We start from the raw sequence: 18,972 nt of genomic DNA on the forward strand, positions 1-18,972 counted from the left end.
AACGGCGAGCGACAGGGTAGCTCGGGTAGACTGCCGCCTGTCTGCCTTCTCGACACGAGTACCTCCATGCCGATTCGCCACTGCATCGTTCATCTGATCGAAAAAAAGCCGGACGGCACACCTGCCGTTCTCCATGCCCGCGACTCGGAGCTGGGCGATTCCCAGGCCATTGACAACCTGCTGGCCGATCTAAACGAAAGCTATAACGCCAAGCAGGGCAAAGCCTGGGGCTACTTTCATGACGAATCGGGCGCCTACCCCTTTAGCGGCTGGCTGACGCAGTACATGGACGGCAACCAGAATTTCACCGCATTCAGCCGGCAAGCCGTGGAACACCTGCAAAAGCTGATGGAGGAATCCAACCTTTCCACTGGCGGCCATGTGCTGTTCGCCCACTACCAGCAAGGCATGACCGATTACCTGGCGATCGCATTGCTGCACCACAGCAATGGTGTGACAGTCACCGACGCGCTGGATGTCGCCGAAGCCCGGCACCTGGACCTGGGTCAACTGCACCTGGCGACGCGGATCAATCTGTCCGAGTGGAAGAACAACAAGCAGTCCAGGCAGTACATTTCCTTTATCAAGGGGAAAAACGGCAAAAAGGTCTCGGAATACTTCCGCGACTTCATTGGCTGCCAGGAGGGTGTCGACGGTCCCGGTGAAACGCGCACGCTGCTCAAAGCCTTCAGCGATTACGTCGAAAGCGAACAACTGCCCGACGAAAAGGCACGCGAGAAGACCAGCGCGCTGGTGGGCTATGCCAGCAGCCAGGCCAAGATCGGCGAGCCCATGTCCCTGGAGGAACTGTCCGGCGTCATCGACGAGGAGCGCCCACGCGCCTTCTACGAGCACATCCGCAACAAGGACTATGGCCTTTCGCCGGAGATTCCCGCTGACAAGCGCACCCTGAACCAGTTTCAGCGGTTCACCGGGCGCGCCGAAGGACTGTCGATCAGCTTCGAATCACACCTGCTGGGCTCGAAAGTCGAATACGACGAAGCCCGCGACCTGTTGATCATTCGCAACCTGCCAACGCAGCTGACCGATCAGCTCAAGCGGCGCAAGGGATAGGCCCTGAGCGGCGACGTCTGTACATACCGCAGGCTCCTGAGGGTTCTCGGAAGCCCGAACCAAGCACGTCGCCAGGAAAATCTGTCTCCTCGCTGGAACGAAACGGCCATCTGCCAGTCAGATGGCTGCTCATCGCTGCTGCAACCCTGTACGACCCGCCACGGCTAAGGATTTCACAATGGATTGGCTGCACCTGATTATTCTGTCCCTGGTCCAGGGCATCACGGAATTTCTCCCGATTTCATCCTCTGCACACCTGATTCTGCCTTCCCAGGTTTTCGGTTGGCCCGATCAGGGCCAGGCATTCGACGTCGCGGTACACGTCGGCACCTTGCTCGCCGTATTGATCTGCTTCCGCCACGAGGTGATCGCGACCACCCGTGGCTGGCTGGCACACGTGTTCCGCCGACAGGTCAGCGCGGAAAGCCGTCTCGGCTGGGCAATCATCATCGGCACATTGCCGGCGGCCCTCATCGGCTTGCTGCTGGAGGACTATATCGAGCAGTACACCCGATCGATGCTGTTCATCGCGGGCACGACCATCATCTTTGGCCTGCTGCTGTGGTACGCGGACGTCAAGGGACGGCGTGTCGCCGAAATGGATCAGCTGACCTGGAAAAGCGCACTGATCATCGGCTTCGCCCAAGCGCTAGCGCTGATTCCCGGCACCTCCCGCTCAGGTATCACCATGACTGCGGCCCTGCTGCTCGGCTTCACCCGGCAGACCGCGGCACGCTTCTCCTTTCTACTGTCGATACCGCTGATCCTTGCAGCCGGCGGGTTGAAAGCGGTCGAGTTAGCCCAGTCAGGTGAAGCCGCGCCGTGGAATGACATTTTCATCGGCGCCGCACTGTCGTTCGTTGCCGCGTTTCTCTGCATCAAGCTGTTCCTCAAGGCGCTCGACGCCTTGGGTATGCTGCCCTTCGTGATCTATCGCTTGCTGCTGGGTGTGACACTGTTGTTCATCGCGCTCTGACGAGCTGCGTTAAGAAGGCCCGCGCAACGGCTGCGCGCGGGCCGGAGGCATCAACGGGCGTCGATGCGATAGCCGATACGTGGAAAATGCACGTGCACGACGCCAGCACGCTCATCCTCACGTCGCAGAATCAACTCTTCCACGCCAGCGAAGAGCAGCTCACCCTCAACCGGATCGGTGCCGTAATCCACTGCGGATATGGTCACGGCCTGTCCCGCCTCGAACCCATTGGGCTCGGAGAATGGCTCATTCGGCAATTCCGCAGGCGTCGCGCTGCGAGCAACAGACACGGCCTCTTCCGCCGACAGCTCGGACAGCGAGCCATGCCCCACTGCCAACACCTTGCCCAGCCAGGCCGCCACGTCCGGATAGGCATCGACCAGCGGCGCCGTCACCGGTGTGCCCTTGAGGAACCAAAGGCAATGGGCAACGGCGAAGTCCGCCACGCAAGGTGCGGCACCAAGCAGAAACTCTCCGCTACCACGCGCCAATTGCTGTTGCAGGCGCGCCATCAGGACCGGCCAGTTATTCTTCGCCTGGTCCAGCGGAATGCGGGCCACCGAGCCGCTGCTGAACAAGGCGGCGCGGTCCTTTCTGAACACCTCGACGAACGCTTTAGGCACTTGAGCGAAACGCACGGCCATGGATTCCGGCTGGAACACCAGGCTTACCGCATGCAGGAACAGCACCGAGTCAGCCCACTGTGCCAGCGTCGCCGCGACGAACTCCTGCCCCTCGGGAAACAGCGCGGGTGTGGCTTTCTCGGCTTCGAGGCGACGCGCAAGCAATGCGGTATCGCAATAGATGTCGGCGCCGATCTGCAGCACCGGAGTACGCCGATAGCCGCCTGTCAGCGCCGTGAGATCAGGCTTGGGCATCACCGGAGGAATTTGCACCGAACGCCAGGACAGCTGCTTGAAACCCAGCATCAGTCGCGCTTTTTCGGCAAAGGGCGAGGTGGCATAGTGGTGCAGGATCACTTCGTGCATGGCAGGCTCCGCCAGTCGTTAGGTAGAACGGCAGTTTACCCGCGCGAACAGAGGCAGCCTACCCGTTCAGCTGATGCCTGGACATTCACCGGACCACTGCCGGACTGCACCGAAACCAGCGCCTCCTTGGCCGACTTCTTCATTTGCTTGATGGCGCGCTCACGCCGCAACGCGTCGCTCTTGCTGCCAAGCGTCTCGACATAGACCAGTGCCACCGCCGGGCTGGAATGGAAGAATCGCGCCCCTCGGCCACTCTGGTGAGCTGCAAAGCGGCGCTGTGCATCGTCACTGATTCCGCAATAAAGCGAGCCGTTGGCGGCGCGTACCAGATAGACGAACCAGGGTTTGCCAGCAGTGGTGCTCATGTAGCAGGCTCTCGAGAAGATGGTTGGATTGTCCCGGGCCACGCCTGCCAGGGCAAGGCTGCTCTTGCCAAGCAAAAAGCCGAAAATGTGCAGCATGGCCTCGACTCCATCGCGCTTGAACGCTGCGGCAATGTCCCGACACAGTTGTCGTCAGCGGCAGCCAAGCCGCGAGTGGCAACGGTCGCAAGGGCTCGCCGTTTCGCCTAGCAAATTCCGTCGCTCCTGTCGAGATATGGTGGCGGTTCGCCTTTGCGTATACTGCGCCGATGTTTGCCCAACCTGCATTCTGCACTCGCTGCACCTCCTGGCTGCTGGCGACCGGACTCCTCCTCATGCTCAGCAGTTGCGCTGAACCGCCCAGCGCACTCGAGCGAATCAAGGAGGAAGGCGTCCTGCGCGTGATCACCCGCAACAGCCCTTCCACCTATTTCCAGGATCGCAACGGCGAAGCCGGCTTCGAGTATGAGCTGGTCAAGCGCTTCGCCAGCCATCTCGGCGTCAAGCTGCAGATCGAGACCGCTGACAGCATCGATGAAATCTTCACCCGCCTGAACCGCCCTGGCGGTCCAACCTTGGCGGCTGCCGGCCTGGTAGCAAGCGAAGGACGCAAGGACCTGGCGCGCTTCACCCAGCCCTACCTGGATGTCACCACTCAGGTCGTCTATCGCCGGGGTCAGCGCCGCCCTACCCAACCCGAAGACCTGGTCGGCAAACGCATCCTGGTGCTCAAGGGCAGCAGTCAAGCCGAGAAACTCAAGGCGCTACAGAGCGAATTTCCGGATCTTCGCTATGAGGAATCGGATGCGGTTGAGGTGGTCGATTTGCTGCGCATGGTCGATGAAGGGCAGGTAGATCTGACGTTGGTCGAGTCCAATGAGCTGGCGCTGAATCAGGTCTACTTCACCAACGCACGAGCAGCATTCGATCTCGGCGAGCAAAGCAGCCTGGCATGGATCGTCGGCAAGGGCGAAGACAACAGCGTGCTCGAAGCGGCCAACCAGTTCCTCACCCAGGCGCAGGAGAACGGAACACTGCAGCGCCTGCGAGAACGCTATTACGGTCACGTCGACGTGCTCGGCTACGTTGGCGCCTATGCCTTTGCCAAGCACCTGCAGGAACGTCTGCCGCGCTATGAAAAGGTATTTCGCGAAACGGCCAAGGAACACCGCGTCGACTGGCGCCTGCTGGCCGCCATCGGTTATCAGGAATCCCACTGGCAGGCCGAAGTCACCTCGAAAACCGGCGTGCGGGGGCTGATGATGCTGACCTTGAATACCGCCAAGGCCATGGGCGTGAACAATCGTCTCGACCCGGTCCAAAGCATCCGCGGCGGGGGGAAATACATCGCCAAGGTGCATGCCAACCTGCCTGACAGCATCGAGGAGCCGGACCGTACCTGGTTTGCCCTGGCCGCCTACAACATCGGTGGCGGCCACCTGGAAGATGCGCGCAAACTGGCGGAAGGCGAGGGACTGGACCCGAACAAGTGGCTGGACGTGAAACAGATGCTGCCAAGGCTGGCGCAGAAGCAGTGGTATACCAAGACGCGCTACGGATACGCCCGCGGAGGCGAGCCGGTGCATTTCGTGGCCAACATCCGCCGCTATTACGACATCCTCACCTGGGTGACTCAGCCGCAAATGGAAGGCCAGCAACTGGTGAACAACGAGATCCACGTTCCCGGTATCGACTCCACCGAACTCGGTGAGATTCTTCCGCCGCTCTGATCCTTGCAGCCCTGCGCCTCAGCCCCTTCCGATGGGGGCGAAGCTGCCTGCGGTATGCTCGGCCAGCACCTCGGCCGCCAACTCCAGCTCCAGCCCTCGCCGCCCGGCGCTGACATAGATGCTCGGTTGCGCCTGCGCCGACACGTCAATGAACGTGCGTAGCCGCTTCTTCTGCCCCAGCGGACTGATGCCACCGACCAGATAGCCGGTCGCGCGTTGCGCCGCCATGGGATCGGCCATGTCGACCTTCTTCACCTTGGCCGCCTGCGCCAGCGCCTTCAGATCGAGCGTACCGGCGACCGGCACCACGGCGACCAGCAGCTCATTCTTCTCGCTGCAGGCCAGCAGCGTCTTGAATACACGCGCAGGCTCGAGGCCGAGCTTCTCAGCGGCTTCGAGACCATAGGATGCCGATTTGGGATCGTGTTCGTAGCTGTGGATGCGGTAGTCGGCCTTGGCCTTTTTCAGCAGATCGATAGCGGGCGTCATGGCGAAAAGAATCGTCGAGGAAAGGTCGCTACATTAGCCAAAAACACAACGGCCCGCACAATGTGCGGGCTGTTGCGTCGCGGCCGGGTCGACAGATCAGACGGCCACGCCAGCGGACAAGCGGTCAGGCCACCTCGGCGCGGTACGCCGCCCGTAACTGGCGGGCGGCCGCGACCATGTTGACCAGAGCCGCCTCGGTTTCCGCCCAGCCGCGGGTTTTCAGGCCGCAATCCGGGTTGACCCAGAGCCGCTCGGCCGGGATTCGCTCGGCGGCCTTCTGCAGCAGCTGGACCATTTCAGCCGTGTCCGGGACGCGCGGCGAGTGGATATCATAGACGCCGGGACCAATGTCGTTGGGATAGTCGAAGACGCGGAACGCTTCCAGCAGCTCCATTTGCGAGCGGGAGGTCTCGATGGTGATGACGTCGGCATCCATCGCCGCGATCGCCTCGATCACATCGTTGAATTCGCTGTAGCACATGTGCGTGTGGATCTGCGTTTCGTCGCGCACAGCGCTGGAGCACAGACGGAACGCATCGACCGCCCAGTCGAGATAGTGCCCCCACTGGGCACGGCGCAATGGCAGACCTTCGCGGAATGCCGCTTCGTCGATCTGGACGATCTTGATGCCCGCCGCTTCGAGATCACAGACCTCGTCCCGGATCGCCAACGCCAACTGCCGCGCCTGTTGCTCACGGCTGACATCCTCGCGTGTAAACGACCACATCAACATGGTTACCGGCCCGGTCAGCATGCCCTTCATGACTTTGCGGGTCTGCTGTTGGGCATAGCGAATCCACTCCACCGTCATTGCTGCCGGGCGGCTGAGATCGCCGTAGATCAGCGCCGGTTTCACGCAACGCGAACCGTAGCTCTGCACCCAACCGAAACGGGTAAAGGCATAACCGTCGAGCTGTTCGGCGAAATACTCGACCATGTCGTTACGCTCTGCCTCACCGTGTACCAACACATCCAGACCCAATTGCTCCTGTACGGCAATTGCGTGACGAATCTCGGCGTGCATCGCCTCGGTATAGTCGGTCAGGGCCAACTTGCCCTGCTTGAAGGCCTGACGCGCCAGACGGATCGCCGGGGTCTGCGGGAACGAGCCGATGGTGGTGGTCGGGAACGCCGGCAGATCCAGCCGAGCGCGCTGCTTCTCGATGCGGCTTTCGAAGGCGGATTGCCGCTGGCTGTGCCTGGGTTTGATCGCAGCCAAGCGCGCCTGCACGGCGGGCTTGTGGATTCGTGGAGACTCGGCGCGGCTCGCCTGAACCTCGCGGCTTTGTTGTAACGCAGCCTGTACCCGGGCATCGTCCGGTTGATTGACCGCTCGCGTCAGCACGGCAACCTCCGCGCATTTCTGCACGGCAAACGCCAGCCAGCTTCGCAGCTCAGCATCCAGTTGGTCCTCCCGCGCAAGGTCCACCGGCGCGTGCAGCAACGAACAGGACGGCGCCACCCAGAGTCGCTCGCCCAATCGCTCGGCAGCGTGACGAAGCACGTTCAAGGCTTTATCCAGATCGCACCGCCAGATGTTTCGGCCGTTGACGATGCCCAGTGAGAGGATCTTGTATGCCGGCAGTCGATCAAGGATGACCGGGTACTGATCCGGCGCACGCACCAGGTCGATATGCAGGCCATCGACCGGCAACGCCGCGGCCAAGCCAAGGTTGTCTTCCAAGCCGCCAAAATAGGTTGCGACCAGCTTCTTCAATGGCGCGCGCTGCAACAGGTTGTAGGCTCGCTCGAAGGCGTTCTTCCAATCCTGCGGCAAGTCGAGCACCAGGATCGGCTCGTCGATCTGCACCCACTCCACGCCCTGCGCGGCGAGCCGCTCCAGCACTTCTCCATAGACCGGAAGCAGGCGTTCGAGCAGCTCCAGCTTGTCGAACGCTTCCCCCTTGGCCTTGCCCAGCCAGAGATAGGTCAACGGCCCGATCAGCACCGGCTTGACCGCGTGGCCCAGGGCCCTGGCCTCTTGCACTTCCTCGAACAGCTGCGTCCACGACAGCTCAAAGGACTGATCAACGCTGAATTCGGGGACCAGGTAGTGATAGTTGGTATCAAACCATTTGGTCATTTCCTGCGCTTGCCCACCACCGCAGCACTGGTGAGTTACGCCACGCGCCATGGCGAACAACGTCTCCAGGGTCGGTTGACCGTCGGCCGGACGAAAGCGCTCAGGCACAACGCCAAACATCAGCGAATGGGTCAGCACCTGGTCATACCAGGCGAAATCGCCCGCGGGCAGCAGATCAATGCCAGCATCTGCCTGCAACTGCCAATGGGCGGCTCGCAACTGCCTGCCGATCCGGCGCAGCCCGTCCTCACTGAGGTCACCCTTCCAGTACGCTTCGAGCGCCTTTTTCAGTTCTCGGTCGGCACCAATACGTGGGTAGCCCAGGGAATGCGCAACAGCCATGACAATCTCCAATTCCTTCGTGTTCGATGAGTGGATTGTGACGGCCCGCGATCAATGAAACAAACTCATCTCATTCCAGATCATCTTTAGCTATATTCATACACTCGCTACTGCCCCGTTTCTGGAAACGAACGGACCGACACGCTAAAAAAACGCGCTACGCGCCGTCCAATCCCAGCTCGAACCTGCGGGTTGTCGAATGGCCCTGCCAGCACCCAATGCCTGCTCGTTGCCCTGCAAGGATTCATTCGAGCTGTCGGCTCGACAACGATCGGCGCGCTGGGACACACTTCGCCGCCGCGATGAGGATTGCTCAAGTCACCGTGCTTTGGTTTACGGCGTCCTCTCGAAAACCCAGGCCTCGCCAACGAAAACAGCAGGAACTCCCCAGCATGCTGGAAATCCGCCACCTGAAAACGCTTCACGCGCTGCGCGAAACCGACAGCCTGGTGGAGGCCGCCGAGCGGCTGCATCTGACCCAGTCGGCACTGTCCCATCAGTTCAAGGAACTGGAAGAACGCTTGGGCTTGCAGCTGTTCGTGCGCAAGACACGTCCTGTGCGTTTCACCAGTGCGGGTTTGCGGCTGTTGCAATTGGCCGACAGCCTGCTGCCACAGCTGCGCAGTGCCGAGCGCGACCTGGCCCGACTGGCAGGCGGCACGGCGGGTCGCCTGCACATGGCGATCGAATGTCACAGCTGCTTCCAGTGGCTGATGCCGACCATCGACCAGTTTCGCGATGCCTGGCCGGAAGTCGAGCTGGACCTGGCTTCGGGGTTTTCCTTCGCGCCGCTGCCGGCCCTGGCGCGCGGTGATCTGGATCTAGTGGTGACGTCCGACCCGATCGAGCTGCCGGGCATCACCTATGTGCCGCTGTTTACCTACGAAGCGCTGCTCGCCGTCGCCAATCAGCATGCCTTGGCATCCCGCCCATTCGTACGCGCCGAAGACCTGGCCAGCGAAACCCTGATCACCTATCCGGTGGAACATGATCGACTGGACATCTTCACGCGCTTCCTGGAGCCGGCCGATGTCGAACCGGCGCAGGTTCGCACCTCGGAGCTCACCGTGATGATGATGCAGCTGGTGGCTTCCGGTCGCGGCGTGTGCTGCGTGCCCAACTGGGCACTGCATGAATACAGCGCTCGCGGTTATGTGACGGCAAAGCGCCTGGGCGAGAAAGGCCTGTTCGCAACGCTCTATGCCGGCATCCGCGCCGACATGCTGGATTCGCCCTTCATGCGCGACTTCCTGCTGACCGCCAAGGACACTTCTTTCGCCACTCTGGAGGGGGTCAGCGCCGCGCCGAAAAAGCAGCCGCTAGCCGAAAGGCCCCTCGTCTGAACTGGCAACGATCAGCTGCTGCCCATGCACCTGATCGACACAGCCACCGAACGCGGTGTTCCATAACGGAACATCACCCCGCGACAAGCCATAACCCGGTTCCATAGCGAACCGGTGCGTGAGGATGTCCGGCAGGTGCGACTAGCTGGAGAGAGACGGGCTCGCCTCACCATTGGTCTTGCTCTTACTGCCGCGACGCAGACCTGGCATCCTTTTTTCATGGAGCAAACCAGACACGCAAGCCTGGACGACGACCCTTGTAAGCCTTGCCGACATTGCGCCCTAAGGCGCCAGGTAACGAAGCCTGATCACCAGCCTGCTGGTCGATCGGGTTTTTTTTTGGACGCGAACAATGCCCCGTACCTTTTCGATTGGTCTGCTGCTCTCCACCGACGGTACCTATCGCCGAATGGGCAGCCACGCACTGGCAGGCGCGCTCGATGCATTGGCCGAGATCAACGACGATCCACGCTACGCGTTTCAACTGCAGGCGACCCACCTCAATCCGCAAGGCCAACTCGGGCGCTACGGCGAAGGCGCGGCCCAGCTCATGAATGCGGGCGTTCGTCATCTGTTCGGTACCATCACCTCGGCCAGCCGCAAGGAAATCATCCCTGATCTGGAACAGCGCGGCGGCCTGCTCTGGTATGCCTGCCCCTACGAGGGCTTCGAGAGCAGTGAGCACGTGATCTACCTCGGCGGTTGCCCGAACCAGACCCTGATCCCCCTGCTGCGCTATGCGTTGCGCACCTTTGGATGCCGCACCCATCTCATCGGCTCGAACTATGTCTGGGGCTGGGAAAGCAATCGCATCGCGCGTGAGGTGCTGCAGGCCGCCGGTGGCGAGGTGTTGGCGGAAAAATACGTCCATCTCGGCTCGACCACATTTGCCGAGACGGTCAAAACACTGATGGCCTACCCACCGGCCTTCATCCTCAACAACCTGGTGGGCGAGTCGTCCTACGCCTTTCTGGCCGAGCTCGACCATGCCTGCGACCGGCACGGGCTGAGCCTAGCGGTACTCAGCTGCAACCTGACCGAGGCGGAATTGGGTGAGGTCGGCACGCTTAACAACCTGCGACTGCTTTCCTGCGGGCCATTCTTCGAGGCAGTCGACCCGAGTTTCAGCAAGCGCCAGCGGCAACGCCACGGCTTGCAACGCTGCTCGCATTACTACGCGGGCGCCTACGCTGCCGTGCACCTGTTCGCCCAGGTGCTGCAACACACCGGTGACGATCACCCCGAAACGATCATCGATCACCTGCACCAGAGCGCCTGGCCGAGTGCGCTGGGTATGTTGCGCATCGCACCATACAACAACCACACCAGCCTGCCCTGCCATATCGCCGAGCTACGCAACGGACGCTTCTGCCTGTTGCACAGCGAAGACGGCGTGCTGGCGCCGGACCCCTATCTTACCGCCACCGACCTGAGCGACCTGCGCCCCCTACGCGAGACCACGCTGCCCCAGCTGAGGATCGTCAAATGAAGCTGAAACGCCCCGACTTCGAAAGTGGCCGCCTGCTGCTTATCGACTGTGAAGAGCGCACCCTGACCGCATTGCACAAGAGTCTGCAGCGCCTGGGTATCACTGCCGTGGCGCTGATCGGCGATGCGCCCGTGGCACTGGATAACTGCTTTGCTGCCGTGGTCGAGCTGGAACACTTCGCCAGCCCACAGACGCTGCGCCAACTGGGATCGGCCGGGGTTCCCGTGATCGCACTGAGCGCCCACGAAACGCTGTCGCAGATCCAGCGCGCCATCGAACTCGGTACCACCGCCTTGCTGAACAAGCCCATCACGCAAGGCTCGGTCTACACCACGCTGATGATGGCGATCGGCTTGCAGCAGCGCCTGGCCCGCGAGCGTGACGAATGCCTGGCTCTGCAGCAACGGCTGGCATCCGCCCCGCTTCTGGCGCAGGCACTGGCTCGGCTAATGGTCGAGCATGGCATCGACGAGGCAGCGGCCTATGAGCGGCTGAGGTTGATGTCGATGCGCCTGGGCCGAAGCATGGATTCGCTCTGCTCCGACATGGCTAACGATCGGCACGAAGCGTCCGGGATCGGTACGCGAGGCAGTCGATGAAGACCCTGATCGCCCTGTGCCGCCGACCCTCGGTCGCCATCTCGCTGCTGCTGATCCTGACCATTGTGCTACTGGCGATACTGGCGCCCTGGGTCAGCCCGTACGATCCCTCCGAGCAGTTCATCGAAGGCCTGTCGATGGAAGGTGCGCCCTTGCCGCCGGACGAGACCTATCGGCTGGGCACCGACCTGCTCGGTCGCGACCTGCTCTCACGGCTCATCTACGGTGCGCGCACTTCGCTGTTCATCGGCCTGGCAGCCAACGGTCTGGCCGTGCTGATCGGCACCCTGGTTGGCCTGACGGCGGGCTTCGTGCGCGGCTGGCTGGGCAGCCTGCTGATGCGCTTGACGGACCTGATGATGGCCTTTCCCGCCCTGCTGCTGGCCATCGCCCTGGCGGCGATCTTCCAGCCAAGCGTGTGGATCGTGGCACTGGTGATCGCCATGGTGAACTGGGTGCAGATCGCCCGGGTGATCTATTCGGAAACCGTTGCACTGGAGGCCCGCGACTTCGTGGCGGTGGAACGTACCCTGGGCGCCAGCTCCCTGCGCATCCTCTTCTCCCATCTGTTGCCACACCTGCTGCCGACCATCCTGGTCTGGGCCACGCTCGGCATTTCTACCACGGTGCTGCTGGAGGCAACGCTGTCCTACCTCGGCGTCGGGGTGCAGCCGCCCACGCCGAGCTGGGGCAACATCATCTTCGAAAGTCAGACCTACTTCAGCGAGGCACCCTGGCTGGTGTTCATCCCAGGCGCGGCGATCATCCTCTTGTCGCTCGCCTTCAACCTGGTCGGCGACGCGTTGCGCGACGAGCTCGACCCGACACTGGTGGGGAGACGCTGATGCCGATCTTTATCCTGCGCCGCCTCGGCTATTCGCTGCTGATCCTGCTTGGCGTCACCTTCATCACCTACCTGCTGCTGTTCATGCTGCCTGCCGATCCGGCGCGGCAGATCGCCGGGCGCAGTGCGACACCGGAAGTGGTGGCCGGCATCCGGGCGCAGCTCGGCCTGGACCTGCCCTTCTACGAACAGTACGGACACTATCTCGGCAGGCTGGTACAGGGCGATCTCGGCCGCTCCTACATCCAGCGCAGCGAAGTCGCCGAGCTGATCGGCTCGCGCCTGCGCCCATCGCTTGAACTCATGGCGGCCGGCATCGGCTTCGAACTGCTGATCGGCATCAGCCTCGGCGTGATCGCCGCGCTGCGCCGGGGTGGTGTCGCCGACAAGCTGTTGATGGCGTTTTCCTTCATCGGCGTCTCGGCGCCCCAGTTCATCGCCGCGATGCTGTTTCTCTACTTCTTCTCCATGCAACTGGGCTGGTTCCCGCTTGGCGGCTACGGCGGGCCGGAGCACCTGCTGCTGCCGGCTCTGACCCTGGGGATCCTCGGCAGCGGTTGGTATTCGCGCATGGTGCGCTCCTCGATGATCGAGGTGCTGCAGCAGGACTTCATTCGCACCGCCCGCGCCAAGGGTCTCAGCCGCGGCCGGGTGATCATGCGCCATGTGCTGCCCAACGCGATCGTCCCGGTGATTCCGATGATCGGCATCGACATCGGCATCTTCATGGGCGGGCTGGTGGTCGTCGAGTCGGTGTTCGGCTGGCCGGGCATCGGGCAGCTTGCCTGGCAGGCGATCCAGCAGGTGGACATCCCGGTGATCATAGGCGTCACCACCGTATCGGCCGTGGCCATCGTACTCGGCAACCTGCTGGCCGACCTGGTGATCCCGCTGGTCGACCCACGCATCGATGTGAAAAAACACTAACCAAAAGCAAGGGGCAGGAGCATGAAGCGCAAAGCACTATCGCTGGCCATCGCGGCCACACTGTTCGCCGGTGGCCTGATGGCCCAGGATTCACAGGAGCCCAACGCCAAGCCCGGCGGCACCGCCGTGGTGACCTACCAGAACGATGTCGCCACCCTCGACCCGGCGATCGGCTACGACTGGCAGAACTGGTCGATGATCAAGAGCCTGTTCGACGGCCTGATGGACTACAAACCCGGCACCACCGAACTGGTCAAGGACCTGGCCGAGGACTACCGCATCTCCGATGACGGCAGCGTCTATACCTTCACCCTGAGGAAGGGCGTCAAGTTCCACAACGGCCGCGAGATGAAGGCCGGCGACGTCAAGTACTCGCTCGAGCGCACCGTCAACCCCAAGACCCGGAGCCCGGGCGCCGGCTTCTTCAGTTCGATTGCCGGCTACGACGCGATGGCCGAAGGCAAGGCTGAAAGCCTCCGCGGTGTCGAAGTTGTCGACGACTATCAGCTGAAGATCACCCTGAGCGAAGCCAATGCCACCTTTTTGCATGTCATGGCCATCAACTTCGCCTCCGTCGTGCCCAAGGAAGCGGTCGAGCAGTGGGGCGATGATTTCGGCAAGCATCCGGTCGGCACCGGCGCGTTCAGTCTCGAGCAATGGAAGCTTGGCCAGCGCCTGGTGTTCAAGAAGAACCCGGACTATTTCAACAAGGGTCTGCCCTATCTGGACGGCATCACCTTTGAAGTGGGCCAGGACCCGAGCGTCGCCCTGCTGCGCCTGGAGAACGGTGAAGTGGACATCGCCGGCGACGGCGTGCCGCCGGCGCGCTTCCTGCAGTTCCGCAAGGACCCGAAATTCAAGGACATGCTGGTGGTCGGCGATCAGCTGCACACCGGTTACCTGACCCTCAAGACCACCCTGCCACCCTTCGATAACCTCAAGGTTCGCCAGGCGGTGAACATGGCGATCAGCAAGGATCGCATCGTGCGCATCATCAATGGCCGCGCCACGCCGGCGAACCAGCCGCTGCCGCCAGCAATGCCCGGCTATGACGAGAACTACGAGGGCTACGCATACGACGTCGAAGGGGCAAAGAAACTGCTCGCCGAAGCGGGCTTCGAAGATGGCTTCGACACCGAGCTGTACGTGATGAACACCGATCCGCAGCCGCGCATCGCTCAGTCGATCCAGCAGGATCTGGCCAAGGTCGGCATCCGCGCACAGATCAAATCGCTGGCCCAGGCCAACGTGATCGCCGCCGGCAGCGAGAAGGATCAGGCACCGATGGTCTGGTCGGGTGGCATGGCCTGGATCGCCGACTTCCCGGATCCGTCCAACTTCTGGGGGCCGATCCTCGGTTGCGCGGGCGCCGTGGAAGGTGGCTGGAACTGGGCGCTGTACTGCAACAAGGAGCTCGACGCGCTGGCGGCCAAGGCCGACAGCATGGCCAAGCCGGAGCAGGAAGCCGAACGCGTCGCGCTGTGGAAGCAGATTTTCACCGATGCGATGGCCGACGCGCCCTGGGTGCCGATTTTCAACGAGCAGCGCTTCTCGGTGCGCTCGGCGCGCATGGGCGGCGACGACGCACTCTATGTCGATCCGGTGCATGTGCCGGTCAACTACGACTACATCTACATCAAGGGCCAATGACGATCCGCTAGCCACCGTGGCGCAGCCGGAGCTCCCGGCTGCGACTGCCCTGCCCGGTTCGCCGGGCCATCTAATCGACTGCCGGAGGTTCCCCTCATGTGCCAAAACTGCCTGGTCAAGACCATTCACAGCATCCACAGGCACTTCGGCTGGGACAACAGCTTTGTCCCGGTGGAGCGTGTCGTCCCCGGAACCACCCTGGAATTCCATTGCCACGACTCGTCCAACGGCTATTTCACGCCGAAGTCGGTCACCGCCGATGTGGCGAACATGCCGTTCGACAAGATCAACCCGGTCAGCGGCCCGATATTCATCGAAGGCGCGATGCCTGGTGATGTGGTCAAGGTGACCATCGACAGCTTCGAGCCTTCCGGCTTCGGCTGGACGGCCAACATCCCGGGCTTCGGCCTGCTCGCCGACCAGTTCACCGACCCAGCGCTGGCGCTCTGGCATTACGACGCTGAAAGTCTGGCGCCAGCCGCCTTTGGTGATTTTGCCAAGGTGCCGCTCAAACCCTTCGCCGGCACCATCGGCCTTGCACCCGCCGAAGCCGGGCTGCATTCGGTGGTCCCGCCGCGGCGGGTCGGCGGCAATCTGGACATCCGCGACCTGGCCGCCGGCACCACGCTGTACCTGCCGGTAGAGGTCGAGGGCGCGCTCTTCTCCATCGGTGATACCCATGCGGCACAGGGCGATGGCGAAGTCTGCGGCACCGCCATCGAGAGCCGGATGGACGTGGTGGTGACCCTCGATCTGGTCAAGGACACCCCGCTGCGGGCACCGCGCTTCAGTACGCCGGGCCCGGTCACGCGCCACCTCGACAGCGCCGGCTACGAGGCCTTCACCGGCATCGCCCCGGACCTCATGCAGGCCTCGCGCGACGCCCTGTCGAACGCCATCGACTGGCTCTGCCGCGAGCACCGTATGCCGGCCGAACAGGCCTACATGCTCTGCTCGGTGTGCGGCGACCTGCGCATCAGCGAGATCGTCGACATGCCCAACTGGGTGGTGTCTTTCTATGTGCCCAAGGTTGTGTTCGGCTGACGGCGCCGTCCTCCCCGCTACTGCAGTCCAGAGGTCCGCCGTGCACGCCACGAAATCCAAAGACAGCCCCATCCTCCAGGTCGACCACCTGTCCATCGACTTCGGCCACCGCCATGTGGTGGACGACCTGAGCTTTGCCCTGCACCCCGGCAAGACGCTGTGCATCGCCGGGGAGTCGGGCAGCGGCAAGTCGCTGACCTCTCTGGCGATCATGGGCTTGCTGCCACGCGCCGCTCAGGTGCCGGAGGGTCGCATATTGTTCGGCGAGCGTGACCTCCTGGGCCTGCCCGAGCGCGAACGTCGTCACCTGCGCGGCAAGCAGATCGGGATGATCTTCCAGGAGCCGATGACCTCGCTCAACCCGCTGATGACGGTCAGCCAGCAATTGATGGAGACTCTGCGCCGGCACGAACCGCTGACCCGCGACGAGGCACGCCGCCGCATCCGCGACATGCTCGATGCGGTGCGTATGCCGGATGTGCACAAGCGCCTCACTCAATACCCACATGAACTGTCCGGCGGCATGCGCCAGCGGGTGATGATCGCCATGGCCATGCTTTGCCGCCCGCAGGTACTGATCGCCGACGAGCCCACCACCGCACTCGATGTCACCATCCAGGCGCAAATTCTCGAGCTCATGCGCGAGCTGCAGCAGAGTTTCCACACCAGCCTGCTGCTGATCACCCACGACATGGGCGTGGTTGCCGAAATGGCCGATGAGGTCGTGGTGATGAATCGGGGCCGGATGGAAGAGCGAGCACCGGTGCGCCAGCTGTTCACCGCGCCCCAGGCCGCCTATACCCGCCGACTGCTCGACGCCGTGCCGGTGCTGGGTACCGCGCCGGTACCCCAGGCGTTGCCGGACAGTCCCGTGGTGCTGCAGGTACGCGACCTGCGGGTACGCTTCCCCTTGCGCGGCGGCTGGTTCGAACCGGGCAGAAACGTGCATGCCGTGGAAGACGTCAACTTCGAGCTGCGCCAGGGCGAAACCCTCGGCCTGGTCGGCGAAAGTGGCTGCGGCAAGTCCACCACCGGCAAGGCGTTGATGAACATGCTGGCTTACCAGGGCAGCGTGCAGCTCGAAGGCCTCGAGCTCAATGGTCTTGCGGGCGCGTCCTTGCAGGCGGTGCGGCGTGACATCCAGATGATCTTCCAGGACCCCTACGCTGCGCTCAACCCGCGCAAGACAGTGCTGGAACTGGTTGGCGAGCCGCTGCTGATACACGACCGGCTACCACTCGCGGCGCGCAGGGAGCGAGTCGCTGAGCTGCTCGACCAGGTTGATCTGCCGGCCGATGCCATGACTCGCTATCCGCATCAGTTCTCCGGCGGCCAGCGTCAGCGCATCTGCATCGCACGGGCGCTGTCACTCAACCCCAAGGTGATCATTGCCGACGAGTCGGTGTCGGCACTGGACGTCTCGGTGCAGGCCCAGGTGCTCGAACTGCTCGAACGGCTGCGCGCCGAGCATGGCCTGAGCTACCTGTTCATCTCGCACGACATGGCAGTCGTCGAGCGTCTATGTCATCGCGTGGCAGTGATGTTCTGCGGCCGCATCGTCGAGATCGGCCGGCGCGACCAGGTCCTGCACAATCCGCAACATCCCTACACCCGCCGACTGCTCGATGCGGTGCCGATGCCCGATGTGGACCGGCGCCGGGATTTCAAGAGTCTGCTGCATTCCTTCGACGCGCCGGACCCGATCAAGCCGCGCGGCTACGAGCCGTTGGTTCAACAGTTCCGCCGCGTCGGTGACGACCATCTGGTATCGGTCTGAGGCAGGCGTCAGCCAAGCCCAAGTGCATCGCCATTCAAATGGCTAACTATCGTCTTGGCGATAGGGCAGCGCGTCACGCGCCGCCTCGGCGTAACGCAGCACCCCGGCATGTTCCTGCTCAAGGAATGCATTCACCGCGGCGCGCAGCCCCAGGTGCGCCAAGTAATGCCAGGAACGGGTGATCACCGGCTCGAAGCCGCGAATCAGCTTGTGCTCGCCCTGGGCGCCAGCGTCGAAGCGTGACAGGCCCTCGGCAATTGCGTGATCGATGCCCTGATAAAAACAGGTTTCGAAGTGCAGCCTGTCGAACTCGGCCAGGCAGCCCCAGTAACGGCCATAAAGGCTTTGCCCGTCGATCAAGCTGAACGCCATGGCCACGGGTTGGCCGCCCTGCACGGCGAGTACCAGCCGGATGGCTTCGGGCATCCGCTCGGCCAGCAGGCTGAAGAAGCTGCGAGTAAGATACGGCGCCTGGCCACGCACATGGTAGGTATTGGCGTAACAGGCATAGACGAAATCCCACTCCTGTTCGCTGACCTGGTGACCTTCACGCCATTCGAATTCGATCCCCTGCCCCGCTACCTGCTCGCGCTCCTTGCGTAATTGCTTGCGTTTGCGCGAGGTCAGAGCGTCGAGAAAGTCCTGAAAATCGCGGTAGCCGCGGTTGTGCCAGTGGAACTGGCAGCCGATGCGCTCGAGCCAACCATCACGGCCCTGGAAAATCGCATCGGCGTCCGGCTCGGTGAAGTTCACGTGCAGGCTCGAATAGGCTCCCTCGACAAGCCCGCCTGTGAGCTGATCGAGCAACTGACCCGCCGCCTCGCGATCGCCGAGCAGCCGCGCACCGGTCACCGGGGAGAACGGCACCGCGCACAGCAACTTCGGGTAGTACTCAATGCCAGCCCGATGACAGGCGTCGGCCCAGGCCCAGTCAAATACGTATTCGCCGTTGGAGTTGGTCTTGCGATACAGCGGTAGCGCGGCTTGCACGGCGCCCTCAGCATCGGTCAGCAAGCGGTGCTCCGGCTGCCAGCCCGTACGGCCGCCGATGCTGGCGCTGTCTTCAAGGCTGGAGAGAAAGGCGTGGCGCAGAAATAGCTGGGGAGCCATCAGCAGCGCGTCCCACTGCTGCGGCTCGATTTCGGCAAGGCGGGAAACTATCTGGATAGGCATACCGTGCAGTCTGGCCCGTCGCGAGCCGGAAGAAAAGGGCCTGACAACCGTTGAAACTTCGCGACAGGCAGAGCTATCCGG

General features: G+C 62.7%; 16 protein-coding genes. 11 read left to right on the top strand and 5 right to left on the bottom strand.

Annotation, left to right across the window (positions count from 1 at the left end; genetic code table 11):
* Positions 1 to 66 precede the first annotated feature (66 nt).
* Positions 67 to 1,074 (top strand): nucleoid-associated protein YejK, encoded by a 1,008-nt coding sequence (yejK, locus tag NA637_RS06705; RefSeq protein WP_256071546.1) that lies wholly within the window; start codon positions 67 to 69, stop codon positions 1,072 to 1,074.
* 178 nt (positions 1,075 to 1,252) lie between these two features.
* On the top strand, positions 1,253 to 2,050 hold the full coding sequence (locus tag NA637_RS06710; RefSeq protein WP_256071547.1) for an undecaprenyl-diphosphate phosphatase: 798 nt from the start codon (positions 1,253 to 1,255) through the stop codon (positions 2,048 to 2,050).
* Between the two features lie 50 nt (positions 2,051 to 2,100).
* Here NA637_RS06710 and NA637_RS06715 read toward each other — a convergent pair whose 3' ends face one another.
* Both NA637_RS06715 and NA637_RS06720 read right to left on the bottom strand, forming a co-directional pair.
* Entirely contained in the window at positions 2,101 to 3,039 is a 939-nt protein-coding gene (locus NA637_RS06715; RefSeq protein ID WP_256071548.1) for a glutathione S-transferase family protein, read from the bottom strand.
* A 35-nt stretch (positions 3,040 to 3,074) separates the two neighbouring features.
* Complete coding sequence (locus tag NA637_RS06720; RefSeq protein WP_256071563.1) at positions 3,075 to 3,404, bottom strand: GIY-YIG nuclease family protein; 330 nt, start codon at positions 3,402 to 3,404, stop codon at positions 3,075 to 3,077.
* Between the two features lie 266 nt (positions 3,405 to 3,670).
* Here NA637_RS06720 and mltF point away from each other — a divergent pair, with 266 nt between their 5' ends.
* Complete coding sequence (gene mltF, locus NA637_RS06725) at positions 3,671 to 5,131, top strand: membrane-bound lytic murein transglycosylase MltF (protein WP_256071549.1); 1,461 nt, start codon at positions 3,671 to 3,673, stop codon at positions 5,129 to 5,131.
* Positions 5,132 to 5,149: 18 nt separating this feature from the next.
* Here mltF and ybaK read toward each other — a convergent pair whose 3' ends face one another.
* Together ybaK and metE are read right to left on the bottom strand one after the other, a co-directional pair.
* Positions 5,150 to 5,620 carry a Cys-tRNA(Pro) deacylase gene (gene ybaK, locus NA637_RS06730; protein WP_256071550.1) on the bottom strand — a complete coding sequence of 157 codons (471 nt, stop codon included), beginning with the start codon at positions 5,618 to 5,620 and terminating at the stop codon, positions 5,150 to 5,152.
* A gap of 124 nt (positions 5,621 to 5,744) precedes the next feature.
* Positions 5,745 to 8,045, bottom strand: a complete 2,301-nt coding sequence (metE, locus tag NA637_RS06735; RefSeq protein WP_256071551.1) for a 5-methyltetrahydropteroyltriglutamate--homocysteine S-methyltransferase — start codon at positions 8,043 to 8,045, stop codon at positions 5,745 to 5,747.
* Between the two features lie 392 nt (positions 8,046 to 8,437).
* On the opposite strand from metE, the gene metR reads away from it, so the two are divergent.
* The 8 genes from metR to NA637_RS06775 all read left to right on the top strand — a co-directional run bounded on the left by metR (position 8,438) and on the right by NA637_RS06775 (position 17,718).
* Positions 8,438 to 9,388 (top strand): transcriptional regulator MetR, encoded by a 951-nt coding sequence (gene metR, locus NA637_RS06740; protein WP_256071552.1) that lies wholly within the window; start codon positions 8,438 to 8,440, stop codon positions 9,386 to 9,388.
* Positions 9,389 to 9,740: 352 nt separating this feature from the next.
* Entirely contained in the window at positions 9,741 to 10,877 is a 1,137-nt protein-coding gene (locus NA637_RS06745; RefSeq protein ID WP_256071553.1) for a transporter substrate-binding protein, read from the top strand.
* Positions 10,874 to 11,476, top strand: a complete 603-nt coding sequence (locus NA637_RS06750) for an ANTAR domain-containing response regulator (protein ID WP_256071554.1) — start codon at positions 10,874 to 10,876, stop codon at positions 11,474 to 11,476. Before NA637_RS06745 ends, NA637_RS06750 begins: the two co-directional genes overlap by 4 nt.
* On the top strand, positions 11,473 to 12,321 hold the full coding sequence (locus NA637_RS06755; RefSeq protein ID WP_256071555.1) for an ABC transporter permease: 849 nt from the start codon (positions 11,473 to 11,475) through the stop codon (positions 12,319 to 12,321). The genes NA637_RS06750 and NA637_RS06755 overlap by 4 nt, the downstream gene beginning before the upstream one ends.
* On the top strand, positions 12,321 to 13,247 hold the full coding sequence (locus tag NA637_RS06760; protein ID WP_256071556.1) for an ABC transporter permease: 927 nt from the start codon (positions 12,321 to 12,323) through the stop codon (positions 13,245 to 13,247). The genes NA637_RS06755 and NA637_RS06760 overlap by 1 nt, the downstream gene beginning before the upstream one ends.
* A 21-nt stretch (positions 13,248 to 13,268) precedes the next feature.
* Positions 13,269 to 14,897 (top strand): ABC transporter substrate-binding protein, encoded by a 1,629-nt coding sequence (locus tag NA637_RS06765; RefSeq protein WP_256071557.1) that lies wholly within the window; start codon positions 13,269 to 13,271, stop codon positions 14,895 to 14,897.
* Between the two features lie 96 nt (positions 14,898 to 14,993).
* A complete protein-coding gene (locus tag NA637_RS06770; RefSeq protein ID WP_256071558.1) occupies positions 14,994 to 15,941 on the top strand; it encodes an acetamidase/formamidase family protein in 948 nt (315 codons plus the stop codon).
* A complete protein-coding gene (locus NA637_RS06775; RefSeq protein WP_423836702.1) occupies positions 15,916 to 17,718 on the top strand; it encodes an ABC transporter ATP-binding protein in 1,803 nt (600 codons plus the stop codon). The genes NA637_RS06770 and NA637_RS06775 overlap by 26 nt, the downstream gene beginning before the upstream one ends.
* Positions 17,719 to 17,760: 42 nt before the next feature.
* On the opposite strand, the gene NA637_RS06780 is transcribed toward NA637_RS06775, so the two are convergent.
* Positions 17,761 to 18,891: a GNAT family N-acetyltransferase gene (locus NA637_RS06780; RefSeq protein ID WP_256071560.1), complete on the bottom strand. Its 1,131-nt coding sequence runs from the start codon at positions 18,889 to 18,891 to the stop codon at positions 17,761 to 17,763.
* Positions 18,892 to 18,972 lie beyond the last annotated feature (81 nt).

Origin of the sequence: Stutzerimonas stutzeri (genome assembly GCF_024448935.1) — a bacterium.
GTDB lineage: Bacteria > Pseudomonadota > Gammaproteobacteria > Pseudomonadales > Pseudomonadaceae > Stutzerimonas > Stutzerimonas stutzeri_AO.